This is a genomic window from Mumia quercus (assembly GCF_025506335.1).
Lineage (GTDB): Bacteria > Actinomycetota > Actinomycetes > Propionibacteriales > Nocardioidaceae > Mumia > Mumia quercus.
In genome coordinates this window covers 342,641-357,421 of the sequence record NZ_JANZYO010000006.1, presented here as the reverse complement: position 1 = coordinate 357,421, position 14,781 = coordinate 342,641, and the positions used below count along the sequence as shown (strand labels likewise).

The window sequence follows — 14,781 nt, the reverse complement described above, 5'->3', positions numbered from 1 at the left end:
GAGCAGCCCGTGTACTTCACTGACCGAGGGATCGAGGAGCTCGACTCGCGCCGTGGCGAGGAGGAGGTCACGTTCGCGTGGCTCTCCGAGCGGCTCCAGGAGTTCGTGGACCTCAATCCCGAGTTCGAGGTGCCGATCGAGCGGCTCGCCACCTGGCTGGCCCGTCTCGACGACGACGACTGAGCCCCACCCGTTTGCCACGGTCCTGTGGGAAAGCCGACGGCCCTCCGCAAGTTTGCGGAGGGCCGCGGCATCTGCCACGGCCCGTGGCAAAAAATGCGAAGGGACGGCGGGACGGACGCGTCAGTCAGCGGGTGAGGACGATCTTGCCGAAGACGTCACCCGACGCCACGGCCGCAAAGCCTTCGCGCGCGTCGGTCATCGGGACCACGCGGTCGATCAACGGACGCGTGCCCGTCACGTCGAGGAACTCGACCAGCTGCGCCAGCTCCGTACGGGTCCCCATCGTCGAACCCTGGACCCGCAGCTGCAGGAAGAAGATCCGTGTGAGCTCCGCCTGCGACGGGTTGTTGCCCGACGTCGCCCCGGCGATGACGATCGTGCCGCCCGGCCGCAGCGACTTGATCGAGTGCGACCAGGTGGCCGCTCCGACGGTCTCCATCACCGCGTCGACGCGCGCCGGCAGGCGTGCCCCGGACTCGAAGACCTCGTGGGCACCGATCTCCAGCGCCCGAGCGCGCTTCGCCTCGTCGCGGCTGGTCGCGTACACGCGCAGACCGGCCGCCCGCGCGAGCGTGATCAGCGCGGTCGAGACGCCGCCGCCGGCGCCCTGCACCAGCACGGAGTCGCCCGGCTTGAGGCCCGACTGCGTGAACAGCATCCGGTACGCGGTGAGCCACGCCGTGGGGAGGCACGCGGCCTCCTCGAACGACAGCGCGGCCGGCTTCGGGACGACGTTGCGCCGCGGTACGACGACCTTGTCGGCGAACGTGCCCTGGTAGCGCTCCGAGAGCAGGGAGCGCTTCGGGTCGTGGGTCTCGTCGCCCGTCCACGACGGGTCGCTGATCACGGCGTGGACGACGACCTCGTGGCCGTCCTCGTCGTACCCCGCCGCGTCGCAGCCGAGGATCATCGGGAGCTGCTCGTCGCGGAGGCCCACGCCTCGGAGCGACCAGATGTCGTGGTGGTTCAGCGAGGCGGCCTTGACCGTGACGGTCGTCCACCCCTCCGGCGCCACAGGATCGGGACGCTCGCCCACGACCAGGCCGGACAGGGGGTCGTCGCTGCTGAAGGACTCGGCGTACACGGCAAACATGTCCGCACCCTACCGACGCGCCACACCATCGCGACGCGCTGCTGCCCTCACCGCCTCGGCCACCGCCGGCGCGACCCGGTCGTCGAACGGGGACGGGATCACGTACGACTCGCTGAGGCGGTCGCCCACGAGCTCGGAGAGCGCGCGTGCGGCGGCGACCTTCATGCCCTCGGTCACCCGCGACGCACGCACGTCCAGCGCGCCACGGAACAGGCCCGGGAACGCGAGCACGTTGTTGATCTGGTTGGGGTAGTCGGACCGCCCGGTCGCCACCACCCGCGCGTGCCGGCGGGCGATGTCCGGGTGGACCTCGGGCGTCGGGTTGGCGAGCGCGAAGACGATCGCGTCGTCGGCCATCCGCTCGACGGCAGATTCCCCCACCGTCCCGCCGGAGACGCCGATGAAGACGTCGGCGCCGTCGAGCGCGTCGGACAGCTGCCCCGTACGGCCCCACTCGCTGGTCTCGAAGGCGATCTCCGCCTTGATCGGCGTGAGGTCCGGACGGCTCGGGTGGATGACACCGCCGCGGTCGACCACGGCGAGCAGGCGGACGCCGCTGGCCTGGAGGATCCGCGCGATGGCGACGCCGGCCGCGCCCGCACCCGAGATGACGACCTTGGTCTCCTCGATCGTGCGCCCCGTGAGGCGGAGCGCGTTGAGCAGCGCGGCCAGGGTGACGATCGCCGTGCCGTGCTGGTCGTCGTGGAAGACGGGGATGTCGACGCGGGCCTGCAGCGCACGCTCGATCTCGAAGCACCGCGGCGCGGCGATGTCCTCGAGGTTGATCCCGCCGAAGCTCGGCGCCATCCGCACCACCGTGTCCACAAAGGCGTCCGGCTCGCGCTCGTCGAGGGCCAGCGGGATCGCGTCGACACCGCCGAACTGCTTGAACAGGACCGCCTTGCCCTCCATCACCGGGAGGGACGCCGTCGGGCCGATGTCACCGAGGCCGAGCACCGCGGAGCCGTCAGTGATCACAGCGACCGTGTTGGGGACCCAGGTGTAGTCGTCCGCGACCGAGGGATCCTCCGCGATGGCCTCGCAGACGCGAGCGACCCCCGGCGTGTACGAGAGGGAGAGGTCGTCGGCGTCGCGCAGCGGCGCGGTGCTGACGATCTGCATCTTGCCGCCGCGGTGTACGTCGAATACCGGGTCCCCCGCGTACGGCGACGAGAACGGGACACGGTCGACTGACTCGGCAACCACGAGAACCTCACTGTTGGGCGAAAGGGTGAACGGGACGACGGCCGCGCGGGCGACGTCGTCTGCAGACCGATCGAGAACGGGACCGGTGACCGGAGCCCCACACGCGGCCGGTCTGGCCGCGGGAGCGCACAAGAGGGGGTGACCCGAGAGTCATTGAACCACACGACCTACTGCTGCGACGCGCGCGCCTCCGCGTCGGCCTGTGCGAACAACCGGTTGGTCGCCGGGGAGAAGAGGCACCACAGCACCGTGGCGGCCGTGAGCGCGAAGGCCGCCGAGACCGCGGGGTTGGCGTCGCGGAGGTTCCACGCGAGGCCGAGCTGGATGAGCTGGGTGAACGCGAGAGCGCCGCGCCCCCAGCCGGAGACGTGCCAGAGCGCGCGGGCCGCGAGCAGCTGCAGGCCCGCGTACGCGAAGAGGAAGAGCGACGTGCCGATCGCCAGCACCGCACGGTCCGGGTGCAGGTCGAGCAGGTCGAGGACGGCGAAGACGATGAGCGCCAGAGCCTCGACGGCGACCACCACCACCGCTACCTTGATCCTGGGCGTCGGCGCAGGGGTGGTGTGACCCACGGAACAGGCTCCTTCCGTCGTATTGCCCTTGTGTTAACCAGCGTTTCTTGCGACGATCATAGTGCTGCTGTGCGGCGTCGATTGATGGGCGAGAGATCGCTGTGATTGCAGGCGTCGAGCGGTAGATCGGATCTTTCGAATCCCACCTCCACGGAACGGGTTTCGTTTGCCTCCGCCCAAGCTCGTGAAGAGATTCACAACTGCCGACGGCAGCTCCCCCGGCTGCCACATGAAAGGACGTTTCGCCATGGACTGGCGTCACCACTCTGCCTGCCTCGACGAGGACCCGGAGCTGTTCTTCCCGATCGGGAGTACGGGACCGGCGATCTCGCAGGTCGAGGAGGCCAAGATGGTGTGCCGCCGCTGCGACGTCCGTGAGCAGTGTCTCACGTGGGCACTCGAGTCCGGACAGGACCACGGCGTCTGGGGCGGGATGAGCGAGGACGAGCGGCGTGCACTCAAGCGTCGCACCGCCCGCGCGCGCATCCGCACCGCCTGAGCGGTCTCGCACCGCCGTACCCAGGTCCCGTCACCCGCACCGCGGGGGCGGGACCTTTTTGTGCGCTCTGCCGGCGGTGCCCGTCACCGACGCTTGACCGGGACCTCGATGCGTACGCGTGTCCCGCCGCCCCCCGTCGCCGGGTGACGCGGCCCGAACGCGAGCGTCCCGCCGAGCTCGGACTCCACCAGCGTCGCCACGATCGAGACGCCGAGGCTCGTCGTCGCCCGCGGGTCGAAGCCACTCGGCAGACCCACCCCGTCGTCCAGCACCGCGAGCTCCAGCCGGTCACCGCGACGTCGGACCTCCAGCACGACGTGCCCACGCTCCTCCTCACCGAAGGCGTGCTCGGCCGCGTTCTGGATGAGCTCGGTGAGCACCATGGCCAGCGGGGTCGCGACCTCGGCGGGGAGCTCCCCGAACGAGCCGATCCGCTCGGTGCTGACGCTGCGCGCCGGCGACGCGACCTCGGCGACCATCGTCCGCAGCCGGTCAGCGACCTCGTCGAACTGCACCATCTCGTCGAACGCCTGGCTGAGCGTCTCGTGCACCACGGCGATGGAGCCGATGCGGCGGACGGCCTCCTCGAGCGCCTCACGACCGGCCGCGGTGTCCATGCGTCGCGCCTGCAGGCGCAGCAGCGCCTGCACGGTCTGCAGGTTGTTCTTGACCCGGTGGTGGATCTCTCGGATCGTCGCCTCCTTGCTCATCAGCTCCCGCTCGCGCCGCCGCAGCTCGGTGACGTCGCGCAGGAGCACCAGCGAGCCTGACGGCTTGCCCGACGAGCGCAGCGGGATCGCCCGGAAGCTGAGCGAGGCGTTGCCGTTCTCCAGCTCGGCCTGCGACCCCGTGCGCCCGGTGAGCGCCGACTGCACCGCCTGGTCGGTCGGCTGGTGGGGCGCAGCGATCAGCGTCCTCGTGACCTCGGGGAGGTCGGCGCCCTCCAGGTCGCCGGTGACGCCGAGCCGTCGGAACGCCGAGACGCCGTTCGGGCTGGCGTACGTCACGCGGCCCTGGGGGTCGGTCCGGATCAGGCCGTCACCGACGCGCGGCGAGTGGGACAGGTCCGACTTCTCCCCCGGAAGAGGGAACTCGCCCTCGGCGATCATCTCCGTGAGGTCGTCGGCCATCGCGAGGTACGACAGCTCGAGCCGGCTCGGCGTCCGCACGCCCAGGAGGTTGGTGCTTCGCCCGATGACCGCGATCACCTCGCCGTCGCGGCGTACCGGGATGGTCTCGAGCCTCACCGGGATGTCGTCGCGCCACTCCGGGTCGCCCTCGCGCACCACGCGTCCCTCGCGGAACGCCGCGTCGATCGTGGGACGGCGGTTGCGGGGGACGAAGTCGCCCACGATGTCGTCGAGGTGCGCCGTGACGCCCGTCGTCGGCCGCATCTGCGCACCGGCCCAGAACCCCTTCCCCTCGGCGTCGGGCAGCCAGAGGACGAGATCGGCGAACGAGAGGTCGGCCAGGATCTGCCAGTCCGCCACCAGCTGGTGGAGCCACTCCATGTCCTCTTTCGAGAGGCTCGTCTGGTGACTGGCGACGTCGTCGAGGGAGGGCACACCGCCAGCGTAGCCAGGCCCTGCAGCCTTCCTGCGCGCCCCAGCAGAATTGGGTGTGGGGTGGGTCTCCTTTCGCGCCGCGAACGTGCGACCATAGGCCCGTGTCCGAGTCGTACTGGCAGTCCGTGATCGGCGCCGGGATGCAAGTGCCGAGCGACCGCTCGCTCAACGACCTGACGCTCGAGCTCATCGACATGCTCGCGAGCCCCGATCCTCAGCAGCGTGACGGCATCGCCTTCCCGCTGCTCGCCACCTGGATCCACTCCGGCGAGTACGACGCGCTCCTGCGCGGGTTCGGCAACGGCGTGGTCACCGGCCTGACGAACGGGCTCGGCAGCTCCGGCGACCTGACCGTGCTCCGCCGTTCGTACACCGCGCTGGTCCTCACCGAGATCATCACCCGCGACAACGAGATGCAGCTGCTGCCCGCCGCGACCGTGATGGGCTGGGGCGACCAGGCCACGTCCTGGCTCGTCCGCGAGAAGGACCTCCGCGGCTGGATCCCCGACGTCGGGTGGGCGCACGCGGTCGCCAACGGCGCCGACCTCCTCGGCGCGCTCGCGCGCTCGCCGCACTTCGACAAGCTCGAGCTGACGGTGCTGCTCGACGTGATCGCCGACCGCCTGCTGGCGCCCACCGAGCACGTGCTCCACCACGGCGAGGACGACCGGCTGGCGTACGCCGCGATGGCGGTCCTCCACCGCGACGTCGTCGCGCCAAACGTGGTCGAGCCGTGGATCGCGCGCCTCGGTGCCGGCACGCGGCGTCCGCGGACGCGGGGCAAGGCGTCAGGCGAGTGGCCGACGCCCGCGGCGCACAACACGTCGCGGTTCCTGCGGGCGCTCCACCTGCAGCTCGCGCTCGGCGTCAAGGGCCGCTCGGGCGTACGCGGTGACGACGCGCTGTTCGCCGCCCCGTCGCCGCACCGGGCCGACCTGCTCCTCGCCGCGCTCGAGCAGATCCGCGCGGAGAGCCCGTGGCTGTTCACCACCCCGAAGGCGCACCGCCCCGTCCCGTCGAGGGGCTGACAGGACGGCTCGGCTGGGCGGTCGCCCAGGTTCGCTGTACGGCCCTCTTACCGCTGGGTAACCTAGGTCACATGACCGCAGAGACCCCCACTGCCACCGACGCCGGCCCCGAGGGCCGCGAGGGCCACGGCGGCGACCACGCCGTCGACGCCGCACGCGCCCACGGCGTCGAGACCATGTTCACGCTCTCGGGCGCGCACGTGTTCCCGCTGTACGACGCCGCCGTGAAGGCCGAGTCGCCGATGCGCATCGTGGACGTCCGCCACGAGCCGTCCGCGGTGTTCGCCGCCGAGGCCACCGGCAAGCTGACGCGTACGCCGGGGCTGGCCGTCCTCACGGCGGGCCCGGGCGTGACCAACGGCGTGAGCCCGATCGCGCAGGCGCACTTCGCCGGGTCGCCGCTGGTGACGATCGGGGGCCGCGCCGCCACCCACACGTGGGGCATGGGCAGCCTCCAGGAGCTCGACCACCCGCCGATCGTGTCCACGGTGTCGAAGTGGGCCGACACGGCGCCGACCGTCGACGCGGTGGGCCCGATGGTCGACCAGGCGTTCGCGCTCGCCGGCTCCTCGCACCGAGGGCCGACGTTCCTGGACGTGCCGATGGACCAGCTCTTCAGCCGGACGACCATGACCGGCACCACGTACGGCGCCCGCCCGGAGGCGCTCGAGCCCGACGGCGACCAGGTGGCCGCGGTCGCCCGGCTCCTCGCCGGGGCGCAACGACCGGTGCTCGTGCTGGGGACCGACGTCTGGGCCGACGGGGCGGAGCAGGCGGCGCTGCGCTTCGTCGACGAGACGGGGATCCCCGCGATCGCCAACGGCATGGGACGCGGTGTCGTCCCCGGCGGTCACCCGCTGCTCGTCACGAAGGCCCGCTCGCAGGCGCTCGGCAAGGCCGACCTCGTGGTGGTCGTCGGGACGCCGCTCGACTTCCGGCTCGGCTACGGCGTCTTCGGCGGCAAGGACGGCGCCACCCCGGCGCAGGTCGTGCACGTCGCCGACAGCCCCGGCCAGGTCTCGACGCGCGCGAACCTCGCCGCGTCGCTGGCCGGCGACCTCACGTCGTGCTTCGACCAGGTCCTGCAGGCGCTGCAGGCGACGAGCGGCTCCCGGCCGTCCTGGGCACCGTGGGCCCAGCAGCTCCGGGAGGCCGTCGCGGCGGCCACCGACCGCGACCAGGCCCTGCTCACCGCCGAGGCGGACCCGATCCACCCGGCGCGGATCTACGGCGAGCTCATCCCCCGCCTCGCCGACGATGCGGTCGTGATCGGCGACGGCGGCGACTTCGTGTCCTTCGCCGGCAAGTTCCTCGATCCGGCGCGCCCGGGCTGCTGGCTCGACCCGGGACCGTACGGGTGCCTCGGTGCCGGCCTCGGTGCCGCGATGGCGGCGCGCATCGCCCGACCGGACAGTCAGGTCGTCGTGCTCTTCGGAGACGGCGCAGCGGGCATGTCGCTGATCGACGTCGACACGCTGGTGCGCCACAACCTTCCGGTCGTCATGGTCGTCGGCAACAACTCGGCCTGGGGCCTGGAGAAAGCGCCGATGCAGTTCCTGTACGGCTACGACGTCGCGGCCGACCTCGCCCCGAACACGCGCTACGACCAGATCGTCACTGCGCTCGGTGGTGGCGGGGAGACGGTCACGGACCCGAAGGAGATCGGTCCCGCGCTCGACCGCGCGTTCGCCTCCGGAATCCCGTACCTCGTGAACGTGATGACGGACGTCGACGCGCAGTACCCCCGGAGCACCACGGGCGTCTGAGGTCGCGTACGGGGCTGTTGTCCCCGCATGCGACCATGGAACGAGCACATTTTTCGAGGAGGACCCATGGGCAAGACTGGTCGCAAGCGCCGGGCGCGTCGCAAGAAGGGCGCGAACCACGGCAAGCGTCCCAACGCTTGAGCAGCACGCACTGAGGGCCTCGTACCAGACCGGTACGAGGCCCTTCTGCGCGCTCGCGCCCACTCGACCGTCGGCAACTTTCCGTTGGGCCCCACGCCACGTCCTTCCCCCACCGGAACGTTGCGGTGGGGGCGCCACTCTTCGGTGGGCCCAACGCAAAGTGTCAGAGGGTGCGGCTGAAGCCGATGAGCTGCGTCCCTGGCAGCGGTGACCAGTCGAGGTCGCGGCGACGTACGAAGCCGTGGCGCTCGTACACGCGGTGCGCGGGACGCATCTCGCGCAGCGAGCTGATCACGACCTCCGAGAGCCCTTCCTGCGCAGCCCGTTCGAGACACCAGCGCACCATCGCGGAGGCCACGCCTCGCCCTGCCGCCGACGGGTCGACGCCGAGCATCCGGAACTCACCCTGGTCGTCGCGTGTCGCCAGCTCGCGCATCGGCGACCCGTGGCCGCACCAGGTGAACGAACCGACCAGCTCGCCGTCCAGCTCGGCGACGAGGACGTCGGACTTCGCGACACGCGACGCAACGTCAGCGAGCATCGCGGCGTACCGGGTGTCGTACGACCCGTCCGTGAGCCGCAGGTAGTCCTCGGCCTCGTACGCGGCGACCACCACCTCGCCGGCCCGGGCGTACTCCTCCGGACGGACGGGGCGGATCGTGATCATGCGCCGACGCGGGCCAGGAAACGCTCGACGTCGACGACGACGCGCCGGACCTCGCCCTCGGCGAGAAGCTTGCCGTCGGAGTCGGTCGCCACGACCTCGAACGCCACCATGCGTCCGTCCACCGCTGTCACCGTCGCGACGACCGCGACGGTCGCGCCCACCGCAGTGGCCGCGAGATGGTCGAGCCGCACACGCGTGCCGACGGAGGTGGAGCCGCCCTCGAGAACCGGTGCGATCGCCTCGCACGTCGCCTCCTCGCACCACGCGAGGACGCGCGGGGTAGCCAGCACCTCCAGCGACCCGCTGCCGAGCGCACGCGCCGTGTCGTCGTCGCCGACAGTTCGGGTGAGTGTCGCGGTCAGCCCCTTCTCGAGGGCGCTCACGCGTCCGTCTCGCCGACGCGCTCGGTCCGGACCGTCACGGTGGTGGTGCGGATCGACGTCAGCACCTTCGCGCGGAGCACGTCGGGCGCTTTCTCGCGGCACGAGCGCGCGACGAGCTCCTTCACGATGCGCTCCACGTCGAACTGCGTGAGGCAGGGCGCGCAGTCCGCGATGTGCGCGTGCACCGCGTCCCAGTCACCCTCGGCGAGCTCGTGGTCGAGGAAGAGGTAGAGGTTCTCCAGGGCACGCTGGCAGTCCGGGCCCAGATTGATCTCGTCGCTCATGCCTTGTCACCTGCCGAAACCATCCCGCGCTCGCGCGCGTAGTCGGAGAGCAGCTCGCGCAGCTGCTTTCGTCCACGGTGGAGCCGCGACATCACGGTGCCGATCGGCGTCTCCATGATCTCGGCGATCTCCTTGTAGGGGAAGCCTTCGACGTCCGCGAGGTAGACCGCGTAGCGGAAGTCCTCGGGCAGCTGCTGCAGGGCCTCCTTGACGTCGCTGTCGGGGAGGTGCTCCAGCGCCTCCATCTCCGCCGACTTGAGTCCGCTGGAGGTGTGCGCAGCGGAGCGGGCGAGCTGCCAGTCCTCGATCTCCTCCGTCATCTGCTGCTGCGGCTGGCGCTGCTTCTTGCGGTAGGAGTTGATGTAGGTGTTGGTGAGGATCCGGTAGAGCCACGCCTTGAGGTTGGTGCCCGGCCGGAACTGGTGGAACGACTGGTACGCCTTGGCGAACGTCTCCTGGACAAGGTCCTCGGCGTCGTGCGGGCTGCGCGTCATGCGCAGCGCAGCCGAGTACAGCTGATCGAGGAACGGCAAGGCGTCGCGCTCGAAGCGCGCGGTGCGCTCCTCGGGGCTCTCGCTCGCCTCGGCCCGCTCGGTCGACTCCTGGGAGACGGTCGCGTCAGGGGCTTCGCTGGGATCGGTCATCACCGCCCAGCCTACCTCCGGAGCCACGTTCTGCCCCGGGTCGAGGGTGACGACGTCCGTGGGGCGAGTCAGGGTGGCGAGCACGCGACCTCCTCCGCTGTCAGGAAGCACCGCTCGTGTCGCGGTACGCCGGTGTCAACACTGCTTCGCGCGACGTCATTCCCCGGCGACGTCGACCCGTCCGACGCGCCGCCGGAGGAAGGTGTGGACCCCGTCGACGAGCAGCGCGTCCACCTCGACCTGGCCGGGCTGCGCACGCTTGGGCACCTTCAGCGCGTGGTCGGCGCCGGGAAGCACCACCATCGACGTCCCGACGGGAAACTCCGCCGGGGTGCCGAACGTGTCGCGCTCCCCCTGGACGACGAGCGTGGGCACGCCGGCACCGAGGAGCTCGTCGGCGCGGCTGCGCTCCGGCTTGCCCGGCGGGTGCAGCGGGAAGGCGAGCGCGACGACCCCGACCGCACCCAGCGCGCGTCCTCGTCGGCAGGCGACCCGCGCGCCCGCGCTGCGTCCACCGATGAACATCGGCACGCGAGGACGCAGGTGGTCGACCAGCGCGGTGAACGACGTGTCGAGGACGCTCGGCGCAGGAGCGATGCGCTTGCCCGCCGTCCGCCACGGCATCTCGACCCGCAGCACGCTGACGCCGAACCTCGGGAGGCCGGCCGTCAGGACAGCGAGGTCGTGACTCTCGATCCCGCCGCCGGCACCGTGGGTGAGGACGAGGGCCGCCCACGGCCGGTCCGCACGGCGCGCGACGATCCGCCCGGGCCCGTACGGGGTGTCGTACGTGGTCTCGGAGAGCGTCGTCATCAGAGGTCACCGAGACGGGGCTGTCCCCCGTCGTCGGTCTCCGGCTCTCCCTCGGCGGCGATCGGCTCCATCAGCTCCGGGCCGTTGTTGCGGACGTTGTTGACCGACGTCGATACCGGGTACGCCTCGAGCGCACCCGGCGCGGCGGGGACCAGGAGCCTGCCGAGGCGTTCCTTGTCGTCCAGGTCGGGATCGAGCCAGGTCGCCCACTGGTCCTGCGGCACGAGCATGGGCGCACGGTCGTGGATGCGCCCGAGCTCGTCGGTCGCCGTGGTGGTGATGATCGTGAACGTCCACAGCCACGAGTCGTCGTCCTCCTCAGGACGCGACTTGTCGTGCCAGATCTCGTACAGCCCCGCCATGGCGAGCGTGCCGCCGTCGGGGGCGTGGATGAAGTACGGCTGCTTGATCGGCTTGCCCTTGGCGTTGAGCCGGTCGGTCTCGTACCACTCGTAGAAGCCGTCCGCGGGCACCAGCGCGCGACGCTTCGCGAACGCCGCCCGGAACGACGGCTTCTCGCCGAGGGTCTCCGAGCGCGCGTTGATGAGCCGGTTGCCGATCGCCCGGTCCTTGGCCCAGCTGGGCACGAGCCCCCAGGTGAGCGCCTTGACCAGGCGGTGCTTCACCTCCGGGTCGTCGGAGGAGCGCCGCTCGAGGATGAGCGGGACGACCTTCGTCGGAGCGACGTTGTAGTCGGGACGCAGCTCGGGCAGGTCCTCGGCCGGCTCGGCCTCGAACTCGGCGCTGAGGTCGGCGGTGGAGCGGGTGGTGGCGTAACGACCGCACATGGGGCCAGCGTTCCACATCGCGACGACACGAGGCGGGACGACCGCCGACGTGCATACCGCTCCGGCGTCCGCCCGACCCGAGAGCGAGCGGACGCCGGCGCGGTCAGCCGAGCCCGTCCGCGGAGGACCCGCGTCCGAGCTCGTTGAGCAGGCGGCTCGCTGCGTGCGAGCTCGCCGGGACGCCCTCGACCCACACCCGGGTCGAAGGGACGTCGGACGACTGCGCGAGGAGCTCGCGCAGCGCTACGTACCCGCGTGTCGCGTCGGAGCGGTGGACCAGCGCGACGGCCCGGCGCTGGCCGAGTCGCGCGAGGGTCTCGTCACCGTCGAAGCACGCCCTGAGGAGCTCGGCCACCGCGATCATCGACAACGACCGCAGCAGCCCGATCTCCGGCCCACCGGTGGACGTCAGCTCGACGACCACGAAGGCCCACTGGTCCGACGCGGAGACACCGTTGCGCTCGGCGAGCCGATAGGCGTCGTCGAGCCTCGTGCGCAGGTGCTCCGGAGTCGTCAGACCCGTCAGAGGGTCTTCGCACGACATCGCGTACGCATCCTGGAGGGCGGTCTCGGTCCACGCGATGCTCATCGCGCGGACCATCTCGTACGGTGGGAGCGAGCCCGAGACGCTGCGACACACGTCTTCGACGTCGCGCAACAGCTCGCTCCACCCGATCCCCTCCGCCGCTGCCGTCGTCCCCAGCTCGACGGCAGCACCTTCGGGGTCACCTCCTCGACGAAGCACGTCGCGCAGGGCGTCCAGGTGGCGCGTCGGGACCACGAACAGCGTCTCGGCCGAACCCCGGAACGCGGGGTTGGAGGCCCTCTCGTCGTGCTTCATGGTCCTGAGACGCGGCTCCCCGCCGTCTATGACGCCGGTTCGACAACTTTTTTGTCCCGAGTGCCCCGGGTCGCCCGTTCTCGCCTACCGTGGGAGGCGCGATGACCGACATCCCTGCTGATCCGACCGTCCCGAGCGACGCCGAGCTGATCTCGGCCGTCCGCGCGGGCGACAACGATGCGTACGGTGTGCTGTTCGAACGGCACCGCGACGCCGCCCGCAGGCTGGCCGCACAGCTGGTGCGGGGTCCGGACGGCGACGACCTCGTCTCCGAGGCCTTCATCAAGGTCCTCGACCAGCTCCGCGCAGGAGGCGGTCCGGACGTCGCGTTCCGCGCGTACCTGCTGACGGCGGTCCGTCGGCTGCACATCGACCGCGTCCGTGCCGAGAAGCGCGTGCAGCCCACCGACGACCTCGAGAAGTACGACGGTGGGGTCGAGTTCGACGACACGGCCGTCGCCGCGTTCGAGAGCTCGGCCGCCGCGCGTGCCTTCGCCTCCCTCCCCGAGCGCTGGCAGCTCGTCCTGTGGCACCTCGACGTCGAGGGCGCCAAGCCTGCCGACGTCGCGCCGATGCTCGGGATGACCGCCAACGGCGTGTCGGCTCTCGCGTACCGAGCACGCGAAGGGCTGCGCCAGTCCTACCTCCAGCTCCACCTCGCCGACACCGCCGAGGAGCAGTGCCGCTGGACGACCGAGCACCTCGGTGCGTACGTCCGCCAGGGCCTGGGCAAGCGCGACAGCGTCCGGGTCCGCGAGCACCTCGACGAGTGCGCGCGCTGCACCGCCGTCTACCTCGAGCTCGTCGAGGTCAACTCCGGTCTGCGGGGCCTGCTCGCGCCGATCCTGCTCGGTTCGGTCGGCGCCGCGTACGTCGCCGCGACCCGCGGCGAGACCGTGGCCGGGGCGGCCGCCGCCGGTGCCGGCAGCAGCGCCGGAGGCGGGGGTGGTGGCGGTGGCAGCAGCACCGTCGCCGGGCGCGCCCGCGACTGGATCATGGCCGCACCTTCCCACGGCATCACCGCTGCCGGCGTCACCGTCGGCCTCATCGGCGCTGCTGTCGCCGGCACGATGCTGGCGATGACGCTCGGGACGCAGTCTTCTCCCACCTCCGACGAGGCCTCCGACGGTCCGCAGCTGCAGCTCCCCGGCCCGCAGGGCGGTGGCACCCCGGTGCCACCGGCCGCGCCGGGTCCCGACCCCGCCGGGCCTGCTCTCCTACCTCCGGCCCTGAGCCTCCCCGGCCCGCTGCCGACCACTCCCGGCTTCCCGTTGACCGATCCCGGCTCGCCGGTCGTCCCGGGCGTCCCGGACAGCGACGCACCCGGCCCTGACTCGCCGGAGGCGGACGGGCCCGGACCGGACGAGCCGGAGGTGCCGCGCGATCCCGGCGAGGGCCCCGTACCGACCGACCCCGTACCGACCGACCCCGCCCCGACCGAGCCCACCCCGACGGAGCCGACGCCCACGGAACCGACTCCGACCGAGCCGCCGGAGGAGCCTCCGTCGTCGCCCACCGGCCTGGCGCTGAGCGACGAGTCGGACGGGGTGACCCTGCGCTGGGACGAGGTCCCCCGCGCGACCGGGTACGAGGTCTACCGAGCCGCGAGCACCGCGGGAGCCGCGGGCCGCTTCTCCCGGGCCGCCGCCATCACGGGCGAGCTGATCTCTGGGCCCGAGCCGATCACGGCCCGGACCTTCGTCGACCGTGACGCACCGAACGGCGGACGTGTCCTCTACGAGGTCGTCGCCGTCGGCCGTGGCGGCCGCTCGCAGACGGCCACGGTCGGGCCCCTCGCGCTCCCGAGCACGGGCACCCTCTCGGTGCGCCCGGTGGGGCTCGGGACCCGTTGCCTGGACGTCCGAGGCCGCCCCGGCGCGGCGACGGTCCGGCTGACCGCCGACTGCGGCTCGGCGACGTCGTGGCGCGTCTGGGACGGGACCGAGGCGGACGGGTGGGTCACCCTGAAGGCGCAGACGGGTCCGTTCGCCGGCTCCTGCCTCGCCTCCGCCGCGACCCCCGTGATCTCGACCGTCACGATGACGGAGTGCGACCCGGGTGCGGCGCGCCAGCAGTGGGACCTCGACCCGACCGACGACGCCGCTCAGCAGGTGGCGGCGCGCGCACGGCCGGGCCAGGTGCTCGACGCGACGGTCGCCAGCGTCGGCGGCCCACTGCTCACCGCCCCGCGCATCCACGACGCCCGGCTCGACCGCAACCAGCGGTTCACCTTCTCCGTGGGCGACCAGGGTCCCCCGACGCGCTGAGCCGTCCGACCCCTGGCGGTCACCGCGCGGACGGCCTACCG

At 71.8% G+C, this 14,781-nt stretch carries 17 protein-coding genes; 6 read left to right on the top strand and 11 right to left on the bottom strand.

From position 1 onward, the window contains the following. Positions 1–9: 9 nt before the first annotated feature. Positions 10–183: a DUF6104 family protein gene (locus NYZ95_RS16225; protein WP_262852366.1), complete on the top strand. Its 174-nt coding sequence runs from the start codon at positions 10–12 to the stop codon at positions 181–183. A gap of 124 nt (positions 184–307) precedes the next feature. Here NYZ95_RS16225 and NYZ95_RS16220 read toward each other — a convergent pair whose 3' ends face one another. The 3 genes from NYZ95_RS16220 to NYZ95_RS16210 form a co-directional block, all read right to left on the bottom strand. After that, positions 308–1,276: a zinc-binding dehydrogenase gene (locus NYZ95_RS16220; RefSeq protein ID WP_262852365.1), complete on the bottom strand. Its 969-nt coding sequence runs from the start codon at positions 1,274–1,276 to the stop codon at positions 308–310. Positions 1,277–1,285: 9 nt separating this feature from the next. Further along, positions 1,286–2,398, bottom strand: coding sequence for an NAD(P)-dependent malic enzyme (locus NYZ95_RS16215; RefSeq protein WP_262852443.1), 1,113 nt, complete (start codon positions 2,396–2,398; stop codon positions 1,286–1,288). 251 nt (positions 2,399–2,649) lie between these two features. Then, positions 2,650–3,054 carry a hypothetical protein gene (locus NYZ95_RS16210; protein WP_262852364.1) on the bottom strand — a complete coding sequence of 135 codons (405 nt, stop codon included), beginning with the start codon at positions 3,052–3,054 and terminating at the stop codon, positions 2,650–2,652. A gap of 247 nt (positions 3,055–3,301) precedes the next feature. On the opposite strand from NYZ95_RS16210, the gene NYZ95_RS16205 reads away from it, so the two are divergent. Continuing rightward, complete coding sequence (locus NYZ95_RS16205; RefSeq protein WP_262852363.1) at positions 3,302–3,553, top strand: WhiB family transcriptional regulator; 252 nt, start codon at positions 3,302–3,304, stop codon at positions 3,551–3,553. An 83-nt stretch (positions 3,554–3,636) separates the two neighbouring features. Here the strand turns inward: NYZ95_RS16205 and NYZ95_RS16200 are convergent, their stop codons facing one another. Continuing rightward, a complete protein-coding gene (locus NYZ95_RS16200) occupies positions 3,637–5,118 on the bottom strand; it encodes a sensor histidine kinase (RefSeq protein ID WP_262852362.1) in 1,482 nt (493 codons plus the stop codon). A gap of 101 nt (positions 5,119–5,219) precedes the next feature. On the opposite strand from NYZ95_RS16200, the gene NYZ95_RS16195 reads away from it, so the two are divergent. From NYZ95_RS16195 to NYZ95_RS20590, 3 genes are all read left to right on the top strand, one after another. Beyond that, positions 5,220–6,146, top strand: a complete 927-nt coding sequence (locus NYZ95_RS16195) for a DUF2785 domain-containing protein (protein WP_262852361.1) — start codon at positions 5,220–5,222, stop codon at positions 6,144–6,146. A gap of 71 nt (positions 6,147–6,217) precedes the next feature. Continuing rightward, entirely contained in the window at positions 6,218–7,912 is a 1,695-nt protein-coding gene (locus NYZ95_RS16190; protein ID WP_262852360.1) for an acetolactate synthase, read from the top strand. 66 nt (positions 7,913–7,978) lie between these two features. Further along, positions 7,979–8,053, top strand: a complete 75-nt coding sequence (locus tag NYZ95_RS20590) for a 50S ribosomal protein bL37 (RefSeq protein ID WP_369797015.1) — start codon at positions 7,979–7,981, stop codon at positions 8,051–8,053. 163 nt (positions 8,054–8,216) lie between these two features. Here the strand turns inward: NYZ95_RS20590 and NYZ95_RS16185 are convergent, their stop codons facing one another. From NYZ95_RS16185 to NYZ95_RS16155, 7 genes are all read right to left on the bottom strand, one after another. Then, positions 8,217–8,720: a GNAT family N-acetyltransferase gene (locus tag NYZ95_RS16185; protein ID WP_262852359.1), complete on the bottom strand. Its 504-nt coding sequence runs from the start codon at positions 8,718–8,720 to the stop codon at positions 8,217–8,219. Beyond that, the gene (locus NYZ95_RS16180; protein WP_262852358.1) at positions 8,717–9,103 is read right to left on the bottom strand and encodes a thioesterase family protein; all 387 of its coding nucleotides are present in this window, start codon (positions 9,101–9,103) and stop codon (positions 8,717–8,719) included. The genes NYZ95_RS16185 and NYZ95_RS16180 overlap by 4 nt, the downstream gene beginning before the upstream one ends. Further along, positions 9,100–9,387: a mycothiol system anti-sigma-R factor gene (rsrA, locus tag NYZ95_RS16175; RefSeq protein WP_262852357.1), complete on the bottom strand. Its 288-nt coding sequence runs from the start codon at positions 9,385–9,387 to the stop codon at positions 9,100–9,102. The genes NYZ95_RS16180 and rsrA overlap by 4 nt, the downstream gene beginning before the upstream one ends. Beyond that, positions 9,384–10,115 (bottom strand): sigma-70 family RNA polymerase sigma factor, encoded by a 732-nt coding sequence (locus NYZ95_RS16170; RefSeq protein ID WP_262852356.1) that lies wholly within the window; start codon positions 10,113–10,115, stop codon positions 9,384–9,386. Before NYZ95_RS16170 ends, rsrA begins: the two co-directional genes overlap by 4 nt. Positions 10,116–10,187: 72 nt before the next feature. After that, positions 10,188–10,844 carry an alpha/beta hydrolase family protein gene (locus NYZ95_RS16165; RefSeq protein WP_262852355.1) on the bottom strand — a complete coding sequence of 219 codons (657 nt, stop codon included), beginning with the start codon at positions 10,842–10,844 and terminating at the stop codon, positions 10,188–10,190. After that, a complete protein-coding gene (locus NYZ95_RS16160; protein WP_262852354.1) occupies positions 10,844–11,632 on the bottom strand; it encodes an SOS response-associated peptidase in 789 nt (262 codons plus the stop codon). The genes NYZ95_RS16165 and NYZ95_RS16160 overlap by 1 nt, the downstream gene beginning before the upstream one ends. Before the next feature lie 103 nt (positions 11,633–11,735). Continuing rightward, a complete protein-coding gene (locus tag NYZ95_RS16155; protein WP_262852353.1) occupies positions 11,736–12,473 on the bottom strand; it encodes a hypothetical protein in 738 nt (245 codons plus the stop codon). A 101-nt stretch (positions 12,474–12,574) separates the two neighbouring features. Here NYZ95_RS16155 and NYZ95_RS16150 point away from each other — a divergent pair, with 101 nt between their 5' ends. After that, positions 12,575–14,740 carry a sigma-70 family RNA polymerase sigma factor gene (locus NYZ95_RS16150; protein ID WP_262852352.1) on the top strand — a complete coding sequence of 722 codons (2,166 nt, stop codon included), beginning with the start codon at positions 12,575–12,577 and terminating at the stop codon, positions 14,738–14,740. Positions 14,741–14,781: the final 41 nt, after the last annotated feature.

What these genes read in the sequence shown, in the direction of transcription:
- NYZ95_RS16160 (WP_262852354.1), bottom strand. Translation starts at nt 11,632, where the DNA reads ATGTGCGGTCGTTACGCCACCACCCGCTCCACCGCCGACCTCAGCGCC.
- rsrA (WP_262852357.1), bottom strand. Translation starts at nt 9,387, where the DNA reads ATGAGCGACGAGATCAATCTGGGCCCGGACTGCCAGCGTGCCCTGGAG.
- NYZ95_RS16220 (WP_262852365.1), bottom strand. Translation starts at nt 1,276, where the DNA reads ATGTTTGCCGTGTACGCCGAGTCCTTCAGCAGCGACGACCCCCTGTCC.
- NYZ95_RS16190 (WP_262852360.1), top strand. Translation starts at nt 6,218, where the DNA reads ATGACCGCAGAGACCCCCACTGCCACCGACGCCGGCCCCGAGGGCCGC.
- NYZ95_RS16150 (WP_262852352.1), top strand. Translation starts at nt 12,575, where the DNA reads ATGACCGACATCCCTGCTGATCCGACCGTCCCGAGCGACGCCGAGCTG.
- NYZ95_RS16205 (WP_262852363.1), top strand. Translation starts at nt 3,302, where the DNA reads ATGGACTGGCGTCACCACTCTGCCTGCCTCGACGAGGACCCGGAGCTG.
- NYZ95_RS16165 (WP_262852355.1), bottom strand. Translation starts at nt 10,844, where the DNA reads ATGACGACGCTCTCCGAGACCACGTACGACACCCCGTACGGGCCCGGG.
- NYZ95_RS16185 (WP_262852359.1), bottom strand. Translation starts at nt 8,720, where the DNA reads ATGATCACGATCCGCCCCGTCCGTCCGGAGGAGTACGCCCGGGCCGGC.
- NYZ95_RS16155 (WP_262852353.1), bottom strand. Translation starts at nt 12,473, where the DNA reads ATGAAGCACGACGAGAGGGCCTCCAACCCCGCGTTCCGGGGTTCGGCC.
- NYZ95_RS16215 (WP_262852443.1), bottom strand. Translation starts at nt 2,398, where the DNA reads ATGCAGATCGTCAGCACCGCGCCGCTGCGCGACGCCGACGACCTCTCC.